Annotated in this window: 14 protein-coding genes; 10 read left to right on the top strand and 4 right to left on the bottom strand. The window is 47.8% G+C overall.

The genetic code is table 11. From position 1 onward, the window contains the following. The first annotated feature begins 8 nt into the window (after positions 1 to 8). The 5 genes from SPIRS_RS19480 (at position 9) to SPIRS_RS19460 (ending at position 5,143) form a co-directional block, all read left to right on the top strand. Complete coding sequence (locus SPIRS_RS19480; RefSeq protein ID WP_013256409.1) at positions 9 to 1,094, top strand: ABC transporter ATP-binding protein; 1,086 nt, start codon at positions 9 to 11, stop codon at positions 1,092 to 1,094. Between the two features lie 112 nt (positions 1,095 to 1,206). After that, positions 1,207 to 2,355 carry an NADase-type glycan-binding domain-containing protein gene (locus SPIRS_RS19475; protein ID WP_013256408.1) on the top strand — a complete coding sequence of 383 codons (1,149 nt, stop codon included), beginning with the start codon at positions 1,207 to 1,209 and terminating at the stop codon, positions 2,353 to 2,355. 12 nt (positions 2,356 to 2,367) lie between these two features. Continuing rightward, positions 2,368 to 3,225 carry a VanW family protein gene (locus tag SPIRS_RS19470; protein WP_013256407.1) on the top strand — a complete coding sequence of 286 codons (858 nt, stop codon included), beginning with the start codon at positions 2,368 to 2,370 and terminating at the stop codon, positions 3,223 to 3,225. Next, positions 3,222 to 3,707 (top strand): GNAT family N-acetyltransferase, encoded by a 486-nt coding sequence (locus tag SPIRS_RS19465; protein ID WP_013256406.1) that lies wholly within the window; start codon positions 3,222 to 3,224, stop codon positions 3,705 to 3,707. Before SPIRS_RS19470 ends, SPIRS_RS19465 begins: the two co-directional genes overlap by 4 nt. Beyond that, positions 3,704 to 5,143: a glycosyltransferase family 39 protein gene (locus tag SPIRS_RS19460; RefSeq protein ID WP_013256405.1), complete on the top strand. Its 1,440-nt coding sequence runs from the start codon at positions 3,704 to 3,706 to the stop codon at positions 5,141 to 5,143. Before SPIRS_RS19465 ends, SPIRS_RS19460 begins: the two co-directional genes overlap by 4 nt. A gap of 120 nt (positions 5,144 to 5,263) precedes the next feature. Here SPIRS_RS19460 and SPIRS_RS19455 read toward each other — a convergent pair whose 3' ends face one another. From SPIRS_RS19455 to SPIRS_RS19440, 4 genes are all read right to left on the bottom strand, one after another. Then, the gene (locus SPIRS_RS19455) at positions 5,264 to 6,151 is read right to left on the bottom strand and encodes an IS3 family transposase (RefSeq protein ID WP_013256404.1); all 888 of its coding nucleotides are present in this window, start codon (positions 6,149 to 6,151) and stop codon (positions 5,264 to 5,266) included. A gap of 11 nt (positions 6,152 to 6,162) precedes the next feature. Then, entirely contained in the window at positions 6,163 to 6,333 is a 171-nt protein-coding gene (locus tag SPIRS_RS22610) for a hypothetical protein (RefSeq protein ID WP_216086398.1), read from the bottom strand. Between the two features lie 148 nt (positions 6,334 to 6,481). Continuing rightward, positions 6,482 to 7,579, bottom strand: a complete 1,098-nt coding sequence (locus tag SPIRS_RS19445; RefSeq protein ID WP_013256403.1) for a hypothetical protein — start codon at positions 7,577 to 7,579, stop codon at positions 6,482 to 6,484. A gap of 89 nt (positions 7,580 to 7,668) precedes the next feature. Further along, on the bottom strand, positions 7,669 to 8,151 hold the full coding sequence (locus tag SPIRS_RS19440; protein WP_013256402.1) for a methylglyoxal synthase: 483 nt from the start codon (positions 8,149 to 8,151) through the stop codon (positions 7,669 to 7,671). Between the two features lie 150 nt (positions 8,152 to 8,301). Here SPIRS_RS19440 and SPIRS_RS19435 point away from each other — a divergent pair, with 150 nt between their 5' ends. The 5 genes from SPIRS_RS19435 (at position 8,302) to SPIRS_RS19415 (ending at position 13,358) form a co-directional block, all read left to right on the top strand. After that, positions 8,302 to 8,811 carry a hypothetical protein gene (locus tag SPIRS_RS19435; protein WP_013256401.1) on the top strand — a complete coding sequence of 170 codons (510 nt, stop codon included), beginning with the start codon at positions 8,302 to 8,304 and terminating at the stop codon, positions 8,809 to 8,811. A 511-nt stretch (positions 8,812 to 9,322) separates the two neighbouring features. Then, a complete protein-coding gene (locus SPIRS_RS19430; protein ID WP_245537630.1) occupies positions 9,323 to 10,153 on the top strand; it encodes a sensor histidine kinase in 831 nt (276 codons plus the stop codon). Further along, positions 10,131 to 10,784, top strand: coding sequence for a response regulator transcription factor (locus SPIRS_RS19425; RefSeq protein ID WP_013256399.1), 654 nt, complete (start codon positions 10,131 to 10,133; stop codon positions 10,782 to 10,784). Before SPIRS_RS19430 ends, SPIRS_RS19425 begins: the two co-directional genes overlap by 23 nt. A gap of 298 nt (positions 10,785 to 11,082) precedes the next feature. Beyond that, the gene (locus tag SPIRS_RS19420; protein WP_013256398.1) at positions 11,083 to 12,375 is read left to right on the top strand and encodes an ABC transporter substrate-binding protein; all 1,293 of its coding nucleotides are present in this window, start codon (positions 11,083 to 11,085) and stop codon (positions 12,373 to 12,375) included. Positions 12,376 to 12,635: 260 nt separating this feature from the next. Further along, positions 12,636 to 13,358 (top strand): carbohydrate ABC transporter permease, encoded by a 723-nt coding sequence (locus tag SPIRS_RS19415; protein WP_245537629.1) that lies wholly within the window; start codon positions 12,636 to 12,638, stop codon positions 13,356 to 13,358.

Raw genomic sequence — 13,358 nt, 5'->3', positions numbered from 1 at the left:
GGAAACAGATGAAGGTAATACTTGATACACTGACAAAGAAATTCGGAAACTCGACGGCTGTTGATAAAATCAGCCTGGAGATTGAAAGTGGCGAGTTCGTCGCCTTTCTCGGCCCTTCCGGCTGCGGCAAGACAACCACGCTGCTGATGACCGCGGGTATCTACAAGCCCGATGGCGGACACATCTTTTTCGGCGACCGTGATGTCACCACCCTTCAGCCGAAGGACCGAAACATCGGTATGGTATTCCAAAGCTATGCCCTCTATCCCCATATGACGGTGTTTGAGAATATCTCATTTTCCATGAAACTGAAAAAGGCGTCGAAACAGGAGATGGAAAAGGAGACTGCGGAGGTCGCGGAAATGCTTGGAATTGGAAACCTTCTGCACCGCAAGCCCGGTGAATTATCCGGGGGACAGCAGCAGCGAGTGGCCCTTGGACGGGCACTGATTAAAAAGCCTGAACTGCTTCTTTTCGACGAACCGCTTTCCAACCTGGATGCAAGATTACGGATTACCATGAGAAGCGAGATCAAGCGGCTTCAAAAGGAGCTTGGTATCACCTGCATCTATGTGACCCACGATCAGGTCGAGGCAATGACCATGGCAGACAGGGTTGCGGTGATCAAAGATGGAGTACTTCAGTCGTATCGACCGCCACTGGAACTGCATGAACATCCGAGGACCCTTTTCATCGGACAATTCGTCGGGAATCCGCCGATGAATATCTGGCAGGGTAGCCTGATCGATAAGGCCGATATGTCCTGTGTGAAGATGTCGGACGGCAGCCTTCTTCGCATTTCCAGGAAGCGCACGCCTCAACCGATGCCTGCAGACCTCACGGTCGGAATTCGTCCTGAAGATATCGAGATCCTATCCGAGGAAAGCGAAGATGCGGCCTCTGCTGTTGTTTCCCTTGTTGAACCCCTCGGCCGGGATAATTTGCTTCAATGCCGCTGTGGCGAACAGGAGATTGTTCTTCTCGCGGATCCCCGATCGGGCATACGTCCCGGCCAGAAGGTCTTCTTCAGACCGGACCCCAATGCGTGGCAGTTTTTTGATGCTCAAACGGAACAATCACTGCTTTGGAACTAAAAGCGTCGGCATGTTTTTAGAGCATCCCAGAGGGGATGCTCTATTGTCCTTACTTTGAAAACGTGTATAGAATGAATAGGTAAAACACGCATCAAGGGGTAAGGAGCTATGTGTGAAATATTATAAAAGTGTTGTGCTTTTTCTTTTACTTCCCTTTTCCTTATGTGCCCAGGAACATTGGTTTATGGCCCAGACCGATCACGCCGAGATCCAATCGGTGACGGCGACGTCGGAGTTGGTGGAGGCCCAGTTTCAGGGGAAATACCTTTATCCCCCCATTAATATTCTCGACGGGGATTTTTCCACCACCTGGTGCGAAGCCGATGCCGGAGGTCCGGGGATAGGGGAGGCTGTTACCGTTGAATTCGCTCAGCCGGTTTCCTTTGACGAGATTCAGATCGTCAATGGCTTTGCAAGCGGTAACGACTATTACCACAAGAATAATCGGGTCGCGGAACTGAAGCTGACCCAGGTCGCCGGAGAGCACTTTCAGCAGAAAAGCTATACCCTAAAGGATGATACGGAGGGATGGCAGTCCGTCTCGTTTGGACTTCCCCAGACGGCCCAAACCATCACCCTTGAGATTGAGAAGGTGTACAAAGGAAGTAAATACGACGACACCTGTCTGTCTGATATGCGCCTTTTGTATAAAGGGAAACCTATTCCTTTTACGAACATTGCGGCCATACGGGCTGTTCAGGAAGAGAATTCGCGTCTGATGCTTCAGGAGGACAGCGAAAACTTCAAGGAGCATTTTGCGGCCCTCTATAAGCGGTCCGAAGACGGCAACAGTGACGATACCCTTTATATCGTTAACGATTCCGGCTACGGCTATATCATCAAAAATCTGATGGGGTCCGATGGGCAAGGCAGAATGACGAAGGTTTCCTATGAGCAGCCCATGCCTCAGAAACGAGTGGATGCATATCTCCGAAGTAAAGAAAAAGAAGATGATATCTACTTCGGAGATTGTGATGACGAGGATCGGCTCCTTGCATTTAAAGGCGATGTAAAGGGCTACGATCCGGATAATTACGATTATTTTATTCATGAAAGGTTTTCCTATGACCGCTATCCTCCCTCCTATACCCTTGCGAATTTCAGGATCATCAAGGACGAACAAATCGACTATGTAACGGTAAGGACGGTGATTCCCATAAAGCTCGATGGAACTGTGGGGTTGTACGTAAACGGAGAGTATTATCGGGTTGTGGACCCTGATCGGATCATGCTGTATACATTTGTTGATGAGTGGCCGTAATAGTGTGTCTTGATGCTGAATAGAAGAAAGCATAGGTATTATGTTCCGGCCAAGCACAGATCGCCTCTTCGTATTTTCATCGGCAGGATTGTGTATACGTTTCTCCGTTATGTGCTTTGGATACGCTTTGCAGGCCGCTTCGTTTCCTCTCCCCGAAAAAGGAGAAAGGGTACCGTAAATTTCGGCTTTCTCTGTACCGAACATAAGACGCCTCTGTTTCGGCATCTGAGCGGAAGCGATAAAGAGCTTGAGCGAAACAAGGTGCACAACCTTTCCCTTGCCGTTCGTCGTCTCGACGGAGTCGTGATAGAGCCGGGAGAGGTCTTCTCCTATTGGCGGCTCATCGGTCCGCCCTCCCATCGGCGGGGATTCAGGAAAGGGATGGTTCTGGTCAACGGACATCCCATGGCCCATATCGGCGGAGGACTCTGCCAGCTTTCCAATTTGATATACTGGATGACGATTCATACTCCCCTAACGGTAATCGAGCGTTTTCGCCACAGCTACGATGTGTTCCCCGATTCGAACCGCACCCAGCCCTTCGGATCGGGAGCCACCTGCGTATATAACTATCGTGATCTCCAGATCCGTAACGACGATGCCGTGGCCTACCGCCTTCGTCTCTGGTTGGATGATGAATTCTTGCACGGAAGCTGGAGTGCACCTTGCCCCATCGATCTTCGCTACGAAGTGTACGAGCAAAAGCACTGGATAAGCCAGGAGGCCGCAGGGGTGTACCTGCGCCACAATATTCTCAGGCGCAGGGTGCTGCGTGACGGGCAAGAGATCGATGACCAGTACGTGGCGGAAAACCACGCCCTCATGATGTACGCTCCTCTTCTGGATAGCCTTCGGAGGGATGCCGAGTGATACGCAGCTACAGGGCCGAGGATCTTGCTTCCGTGCTGGACCTTTGGGGCGAATTCGATCGCTTTCATGTCGAATCAGACCCTTCCCGTTTCAGGATCCCCGGTGATGATGAGCGTCTTACAAGACATCTGCACTATACCGCAGATGCCGAATCCTTCCTTCTTGTGGCCGATGCGGGGAGCGCACTCTCCGGCTTTATCGCCGGTACATTCCGTAAGACCCCGGCCGTCGCGCTTCTTCGGGACGCCTCTATTCAGGAATTACACGCCATCTTCGTTTTGCCGGATACCAGGACTGAGGCCGTCGGATCGGAGTTGGTCCGGGCCGCACTTGCGCTCGGACGCACGCGAAGGGCTCGGGAAGCAGTGTGTCATATTTGGTCCTTCAATGATCCTGCCGCTGCCATGGTCAGAAAGCTCGGGTTTTACAGGCAAAGCTCCAAGTACGCCTTTCGATTCTCTGGACTTGAGGAACGCATGTGAGCCTCCCCCAACGCCGTGAGCGGACGATCGATATGATCATTCTGCTGCTGTTGTCTCTGCTCCTTTTCTCTTCGCGTCTCATTATGTTGAGTAAAAGCTCGGAACCGTGCGGCCTCGACGGTTATTTTTATGCCATGGAGGCCCGTTCCTTTATGGAGCGGGGGCATCTGGAGAATTTCAGCCTGGCTCCGTTCTATTATGTGAGTGGCCTCTTGGGGCTTCTTTCCGGCTCTCCTATCCTCGGTGTAAAGATTGCCTCGGCCCTATGTTCGGCGCTGCTTCCTGTTGCTCTTTTTTTACTTCTCAACAGGCTGTTTTCCAATCAGAGGGCTTTCGCCCTCCTTGCCTCACTCGTTGCATCCGCCTCACCTTCACTGGCATTGATGGCGGTGAACTATCTGAACAATCTTTTGGGGCTTGTCTTTTTTCTCTTCTTTTGCTTATGTATCCTCTCTTTTCTGGATACTCCGGCGATTTTGTCCGGAGCCGGTACGATTCTCTGTGCCGCAGGGGCCGTCCTTAGCCATCCCGTTACGGCGGTCTATCTGTTTGTCCTTTTCCTCCTTTTCCTCTGCTCCCGCCTCTCCCGAAGGCTGCAAATTTTTCTGCTTTCCATTGCCGGAGTAGTGGCTATCCTGGCCCTTTTATTCAAAGGCGATTACCTTAGATTTCGAGCCGGCTTCTCCCTCCTGCCGGGGCTGCCGCTTTTATCTCCTTTTTTTAGAAAACACCTTCCCGTTTCCGTTTGCCTTGAGATGAGCCTTCTCTTCCTACTGGTATACCTATTTGCTTTCTTGTATGTCATCAAAAAAAGAACGTTTTCCTTGCTTCTTCTTGGGATTCCAGTGCTCTATTTTCCTTTTTGGCGACTTGATAGTTTGGATTTGGGCTATCGTCTTTTCCTTTCGGCCACACCCTGCGGGATCGCGCTTACATGCTTCTTTGCCGCCGAACTTTTTCCCAAGGCTCTGGGGAGGCAATCTTGGCTGCGGCCCTTCTTGGCCGGTGTCGGAGTTTTTCTGACGTTTGCAACGATAACGGTCTATAAGCCGAAGCAAGATCCGCCGTATGGTCTCTATCGGAAGGTGGTGGCCTCGGTGGATCTTTCCGACGACAGCCTTGTCATTGCCCATCAGGGATTAAACCACGTCTATACCTTTTACAAGGACTTTCGTGATGCCCTTAACTATGAACCCGATTTTCCTGTTCCAGAAGGAAGGTTGTGGCGGCTTGCCTATGAGGCTCCGGAATCTGTTATCAAACGGCGTTATCCTGCTGCCGTCGAAACCGGAGAAATTCGCAGCCTTGGGTATGGTTATCTTTTGATCCGGGAAAAGCTGTGGCAGGATTATTTGGCCTGGGAAGATGAACCGATCAGCAGGAATTTGAAAAACTGGTATAATCCTCATTCAAGCCGACCAAGGTTTGTCAGGTAGCTACTGTCCGGAATCGTGGTGATTCCTTTACCTTTAAGCCCATGCATAAGAAGGAAGATAGTCAATCATCCACTGGAAAAGTCAAAATAAGTGCAGACCCCAAACGCCCCAAATGTTATGCTAAGCAGCAGCCTGTCTTGCTGCGGCCTGAATCCTGAACATAGTCGGCGGTAAGCCGCCTTTGTTCACCGTGCTTATACGCTGTCGGTTGTAGTATACCATGACGTAGCGCCAGACTATGGTTTTTACATCTTCCCTAGTCCTTTTCATGGTGTTCATTTGATACAGTTTTTCCTTTTTCAGTGTCGCAAAAAAGCTTTCCATACGCGCATTGTCGTAGCACTTCCCCACATCGCTCATACTCTGTACAGCGTGGAATCCTCCGAGTGTTTTCTTGTACAACTCACTGGTGTACTGACTTCCCGCATCACTGTGAATAATTACCCCACTTCCCGGATTCCTGGTTCTATATGCCTCCTTCACCGCTTGTATACAAAGCTCTTTCTTCATGGTGCTCTCCATTGCCAGTGCAATAATCTCTCCACCAAAGCAGTCAAAGATCGGGGCTATGTAAAGTGTGCCGTCTAAACAGGGTATCTGCGTTATATCAGTAAGCCATTTCTCATTCGGACCCGTTGCACTAAAGTCCCTCTGGAGAAGGTTCTTCGGCCTCTGTGCTTTTTCCTCCGCTTTTGTCACTCCCTCCGGTCTTCTGGGGCTTGCATGAAGAAGATTTCCCTTTCTCATGGCTCTGATGACTGTTGATCGTGATACTCGCTCTCCCCGTTGCTCCAGTGCTATCAGGATTCTCTTTATCCCATAATTCTGATTATCCGGGTGCTCATCAAGAATCTTATGGATTTTGACCAGAAGAAGCTGCCATGCTTTCGGCTTATTACCCGTGCGTTTCCACTTGTAATATCCTGTTTCGCTGACTTTTAGGGCTTTACACATCCGCACAACTGAAAATCTTTTCCTTCCCTTTGTTTCTCGGATGTATCCGAACATGCTCCTTTTGCTTACTTCTTCCGGTCTTTTACGAAAAAACCCAGGGCATCCTTCAGGATCTCATTCGCTTCCTTCAACTCATGTATCTCCTTGAGCATGTGCCGTTCCCGTTCCGTCAACGGTAGTATTTCAGGTTCTGCCGAACCCTCCTTTTTCCGGTTTCTGCTTTTCCTCCAGTCCATTAGTGTCCCGTAAATGATTCCCAGCTGTTCCGCTTGCTTTTTTTACTCCAATCTCATCCGACAGCTTTAATGCTTGCTCCCTAAACTCTTCGTTATAACGTCTCATAAATCCACCCCTTTTATTTTCGGGTGTTTTTAGACTGCACTTTTAGGATAACCCTTCACACCGTAAGGGTGTAGGAATACACCTGACCCACAGCTCCCTCCCACTCCGATTCATGGGCTGATTCCGTAAGAAAAACCTCCGCCTGGTATACAAACTCCTCAGCTCGGACGCTATCCTTTTCCCTTCTATCCCAGCCACCACCCCATGTGTCTGCCCCCGCTTCTCATCCTTTCCCCCAACCCGATAGGGCTTCATAAAGTTGTGATAATACCGGTAGATCTCAAGCCGCTCCAGCATGTTCACCGTACTCCGGGCAAACTGGACCGTCTGCCTCACATGATCCGAGTCATCCTTCCGTATCTCCCTGTCAAGATAATTCACACTAAAGAGGGGATTACACAGATCCCGAACCCTCTTCGAACTGATCCTGTGGTGCTCTATCATTCCGGCCACCTCTGCCGGTAGTCCCTTCATCACTCTTTTGTATTGCGTATGCTCATCGGTATACAACTTCACCCTATCCCTCTCCGATTGCTCGGTCAGGGCAAGCACCTTTGCCACGACATTCTGAAAGGACTGATAAACACTTCCTCTATAGACCTTTAGCTTCTCCTTGATCACCCTGTTTTTCTTCTTCTGATAGCAGGTCATACGTCCCTTTCTGGTCAGCTGTGCATAGTCGGAGAGGAACCAGAACTGGGAGTCTTTTCCTGCCAGGATGTGGATGTTGTTGGGGAGGTACTGGGAACAGACAAAGCTTTCAAAGCCGTCTGCGACCAGGTCTTCGTGGAGGTTCATGTCTGAGGTGAGGGAGGCAGAAGAGGCAAGGCACTGGTGGGAAAGGCGACGGATACGGTCTGAGATGGTGGAGCATGAGACCTTAAGGATACGGGAGAGGTCTCTGATACCGGAGCTGGTGACGAGGTGAGAGAGGATGGTTGTGTAGGGGAGGTGGAAATGGGTCCAGTAGTCGATGCTGAAGGTGCGAGTGGAGAAGGAGAGGTGGCAGGTTTTGCATTTGAACTTTTGGATGCGGGGAGAGGTTTGGGTGGAGTAGGAGCCTGTTCTAAAGAACCAGTGGCCTTTTGGAGAGAAGTGGTTGAGGCAATGGGGGTTGGGGCAGGAGGGGGGATGGAACATGGGAAACTCCTTTTTCGTATTGTTCTTACTATAAGTAACTACGAGAAAAGGAGATTTTATTCATTTTCCACCACGATTCCGGACAGTAGTTAAACTTTTCTGTTGATGTACTCGGAGTAATCCTTGAGCCGGGGAACATATTCGCTTTCGAATAGGCTGGATGAGATCATATAGTCGGCGGTAGAGCGGTTATTGGCTAGAGGTACATTGTATAAAACGGCAATCCGGGTAAGGGCCTTTACATCCACATCATGAGGTTGAGGCTCCATGGGGTCCCACAAGAAAATCATCATATCGATTGCTCCTTCTGCTATGAGGGCCCCCAGCTGCTGATCCCCCCCTAACGGACCAGATTTCAGTTTTTTAATATCCAAATCACTCTTGCTGTATTTCTTCTCATCTTTCTGGTCGTCAATTTTGGAAAGAAAAGCTTTTTCAACCAGTGTACCGGTTGTCCCGGTACAGAAGAGGCGATGAGGAATTAAAGATTCCCAATTATATTCAACCCACTCAATGAGGTCCTTTTTTCGGTTGTCATGTGCCACTAAGGCTATTTGTTTTCTCTTTTTCATGGAGTCAATATACGTAGCATTTGCCTTTTAGGCAATCAGAACCAGTAATGTCGTTTTTTTGATCCGTATAGTAAAAGGTCAACGGATGGAGATGATTATGTGGTATACTTTTTAATACCAGCAAACATATTTGGAAGGAGGCTTTACGTTATGAAAAAGGTATGTTTTTTCTTCGCAATGGTTATTTTCCTTTCTTCGTTTTCTGCTGAGGTTCATGCCGATCCTATTCGTTCCGGTCTTGGTGTTCAACTTTCGAGCGATGGAACCGCTGAATTGGTGCTTCATACATCGAATATTGAAGCGGGGGTTAAAGTTCAGATGTTTCTCTTCGATTATGCTAGCGAAACCGCCAGCTACCCCAACCTATTAGTCGTTGGGACCCATGTGGCATACCTATTCTCTTCTGCCCAGACTGATTCCGAGTTCGGTATAGGCATTGAGGCCCACACTGGTATTGGTTTAGAAGACCTAGAGTATGACGAATATATCGATCTGGGACTTCGCCTTTCGATTAACCAGCCGATATCCAGTCGCCTCTATATTTCAGGAATTCTCTATCCGTTTTTTATGGAGACGCGTGATGAGTCCGATGTTGATGACGATTGGGAGATGACAGTAACGCTTCCAAAAGCAAGCGTCGCCTTTACGGTTATCTTCTGATCGGAACCGGAAGTAACGATCCGTCGAAAACACTTTCTCGGCATTTATCTGATGGCTTTCTATTCAGTCATGTGTTTTGTTGGTACAATATTTTGCATACATGAGAAATAGACCGTATTACATAGTGCTCCTTCAATTTCTCATACACCTTTTTGTACTGCTGTTATTCTTCACCGCACAGAATCTTCCTGATTTCCCAAATCAATGGGTTGTTCAATTTGCGGGACTCCTTTGCCTTTCTCTTATGTTCAGTATAGCGACCATATTTTTTCAGAGCGCTGTACTACATAGTCTGATTCTTTTTCTTCGGACGATGATCTTCCTGCTGTTGGGTTTTCCCCTTGGAACCAATATTTCTATAGAAACGGTATTGCTGGTGTCTATTCTCTTCGACATGCATATGTACTTACCTGGTTCTGTTGCTTTCATTTTGTCGATGTTGATCATCTTGTTGGCATGGAGCTTTCAAAAGTCATGTCTGATCTGGGATATGGAACAAAGCAGCCCCCCTATGAGTACCCAAATGCTTTTCCTGGTATTCGGTTTTGCCGTTGATGCATGTCTTTTTGTCTTGAGCACGTATACCCGTAAGCTGGCCAGAACTCGAAATATACTGGAACATTATGAAATATCGATCTCAAACCTAATGGAAGCCAATTTGCGATTGCAAAATAGCATAGTGACCGAAATTACTCAGGCAACCAATAATGAACGGAAGAGAATAGCACAGGACCTTCATGATATAATCGGCCATTCGATGGTGAATATCATGATGATTACCGATTCCATAAAGGACAGACTCGACGATAGAGACGGTATAAAGGCATACTGCGATGTCATTCATCAGCAGGCGTCGGGAGCTTTAAGCGAAACAGAAAATTCGATGCGCACGTTAAGAAAACAGTATGATAAGCGCAACTATAATAGTGTTGCCATAAAAAAACTGACTTCGATCTTTGAAAAAGCCACCGGTGTTGAAGTTTTATTGGAGTTTCGGAATGCACCGACCACCTTTGGTGAGAAAATCGACAGAATTGTGTACCGTTGTATTCAAGAGGGCCTCACAAATGCCTTTCGTCATGGTAGAGCAAATCGTATCACCATTCTCTATTGGAAACATGAAACCGGCGAAATGGAGATTACGATAAAAGATAACGGTAAAGGTGTGAAAAACCTTAATGAGGGTATCGGCATATGGGGAATGCGTGAAAGACTTTCCGGGATAGGAGGAAGTATCACGGTAAATCCTTCCGAATTTGGATTTTCCTTAACCCTTACCTTTCCGTTTTGTACCGCTTCAGACCAGGAGGTTGTATCCGATGATAGAGTTGGTTATTGCTGATGATCAGGTACTCTTTGTGGATACCTTAAAAAGTGTTATAGAACATCGCGCGAAGGATATTCATATCACGGGGGTTGCCTACGACGGAAAAACGGCATTGCGGATCATTGAACAAACAAATCCCGATGTGGCACTTTTAGATGTAAAAATGCCCTATATAAATGGTCTGGAACTTTCGCAAAAGCTTTACATGATTCGTCCTGGGGTTAAGGTGATAATTCTTACCACCTTTCCCGATGATGAATTTGTCGAACAAGCCTTGCAGCACGGCGCTGCGGGGTATTTACTAAAGAACATGCTTTCGGATGATCTTATTAATTCCATTAGAATGGTCCATTCCGGAAATATCTTGATATCAGAAAAGGTCGGTTCGGTGCTGCAGCAACGAGATCATAACGATTGCACCAGGGAGAAGAACGAATCCTTTACGAAAACCCGCCAGGAACTCTTGCGCCAGTTAAGCAGAAGGGAACGGGAGGTGTACGGATTGATGCTTCAGGGATACAGTAACGACGAAATTGCTGAGATGTTGTTTATTGCCACGCAAACGGTAAAAAATCATATCCGCTCGATATATTCAAAAAGTGGTTTTCATAACCGATCAGACATAATTCACTTAGATGATTCGTAAAAGTTGTTTAGTGTTCCGAATCCTGGTGGTATGTATGCTGTTTTGCCGGTAAATCCCTTTATTTTATGCCGCTGCATGCTTTTTCCCATAGTGTGGTTTGCAGTTGATTGCAGGGAAAGAAATTGTGTTTATTCAACCACCAGGATTCGGAACAGTAAGAAACATCAGACGCGCATATCTCCTATTTCTCTGGCAGAAAGGGCTCTTTAGTACTTTTTTAGTACCCCAATTGGTACTTTTAGGCCTTTACCGCTGAAGCGACCATCCCTATTGTCATAATAATTAGGAGGTCAGAATTATGAAAAAAATCCAAGCGTTTCTTGGTATGCTGGTGCTTTTATCAAGCACGTTGCCTATCTATGCAGGAGGTCAGCAGGAAGGCGAAGAAGGCATTACCATCTGGACAAAGTATAACGCGCTTAATCCAGAAAACATCCGTGATGAATGGCTGAAAAAAACATTGGAGGAGTATCAGGCGGAAACAGGAAAAGTAGTCGAGAATATTTTTGTCCCGTACGACCAGATTAACAGTAAGCTTAATGTTGCCGTAACGGCGGGCGGTCAAGTTCCGGAAATTTCATACGTGGACAGCCAACAGCAGGCTTTTTACATCACCAACGATACCCTTATGGATCTTACCGATTATGTGAAGAATGCATCATGGTATAAAGATCTTAGTCCCCGGGCATTGGCTGCATGTACCGCACCGGACGGACGGATTTTGTGTGTCCCATTGAATATCGGCACACGGGTAAGTTATGTCTGGGCCGATGCCTGGCCGAATGGTTTTCCGAGAACTACTACGGAGTTTCTAAAAGAAGCTGAAAGGATTAAGGCCGAAGGACACTATGCCATTACGTTTAAGGCCTCGGAGAAGTATGGAGCCGAAGGGCTCTACTATGGCCTTATAAAAAGCTACGGAGGAAGGTATGGCGATGGAAAGGGACAGGCTGGCTGGGCCAGTCCCGAGACCGCACATGCCGTGGAATTCCTTCGCACGCTTTTCAAAAACGGTTACGCACCCGAGATCGATCTTGCTCCGGGATTCGACAATGAAAGGCCTTTTATGCAGGGCGATGCGGTATCTTTCGCCGGTATTTCATGGTCCTACGTATATATGAATCCCCTTACGGCACCGGATGGTACGATTTTTGATAATGGAGCCCAGTCCGTGGCAAAAGCGGTAGAGGCAGGCAAAATCATTGTTGCGCCGTATCTTTCGGCACCAAACGGAGAACCTGTGGCGGCCATTACCTGTTCGGCACTTGCCATTCCTCAGGGTGCAGAGCATATAGCGGAAGCCAAGGCTTTTATTGATTGGCTCATGACTACCGAACGGAATGCTGAATGTGCCGAGGCCATAGGAGGGCTGCCTTCGCTTCGTCCTGCCATGGATACACCGACCTTCAAGAACGCCTACTGGCAGCAGGTTGCGAAGATCACGGAATCCTATGGAGCTCCCTATCCTGCGTTGGCAGAATATGACCGAGCTCTCACAAAGCTGGCTCAAACATTCGAGGCGCTCTTGGCCAATCCGAATTTGGATAGTATGGAAAGGCTTAAACAAGCCCAGGAAGAGGTAAACAGATAATGAATGAAGGAGAAGATGGTTCCCGCCGGGATTCCACCTTCTCCTGTCTCCTCTGAATTCTCCAAGCATCTTACGAATTTGAAAGGGACATTATATTGGATGTACACAATGAATTGCTGAAAAAACGTTTTCCCTTGACCAGTAGAGGCAGAACGGCTTTTTATCTTATTTCGCCCGCGGTTTTCTTTTTGTTTGTCATGCAGGTATACCCGATTTTATATGCGTTATATCTGAGCTTTTTCAAAACGCGAGGGCGTTCCATGAGTTTTGTGGGACTTGATAATTACCTTCGTTTGCTGAGCGATACAGATTTCTGGGCAAGTTTGCGACATACATTCTTTTTTACTGCGGGTTATCTCGTATTAACATTGTGCTTAAGTCTTTTTCTTGCACTGCTGCTTAATCGGCGCATGAAACTATCTCCTTTCTATATTTTAGTGATTTTCACCCCCTGGGTGCTTTCGCCGGTCATTGCCGGGACCATGTGGCGATGGCTTTTTCAGCCCGCTTATGGTGTTCTGCAATTCTTGCTGGAGCCGATATTTCATAAGACGCTGATTACGGACGACAAGGGTGCAATGGGCATCGTCATTCTCGCCCTTTCCTGGCGTAATCTCCCTCTTACTACGCTGCTTTTTCTCGGGGGCCTGCAAACCATTTCATCGGAAATATACGAATGCGCCTCCTTGGATGGAGCAACAGCATGGCAACGCTTTTCCAAAATCACCATGCCGCTGATGAAGCCCAGTCTTCTTATCAACATATTGATAAATACCATCCGCGGAATAAACGTCATCAGCATTATATTGTCGATCACCCGTGGTGGTCCTGGAAGGGCGACAGAGGTCTTGGGAATCTTTCTCTATCGTAACACATGGCAATACGGTGATTTTGGGACCGGAGCAGCTCTGGGAATTCTGATGTTTCTGCTGACCGGTGTTGTGTCGCTCATCTACCTACGAACGATCAAGATGGAGAATTAA

It is taken from the genome of Sediminispirochaeta smaragdinae DSM 11293, assembly GCF_000143985.1.
GTDB classification, from domain to species: Bacteria; Spirochaetota; Spirochaetia; order DSM-16054; family Sediminispirochaetaceae; genus Sediminispirochaeta; species Sediminispirochaeta smaragdinae.
The sequence above is the reverse complement of the archived record's forward strand: the minus strand, read 5'-3'. Positions and strand labels throughout refer to the sequence as shown.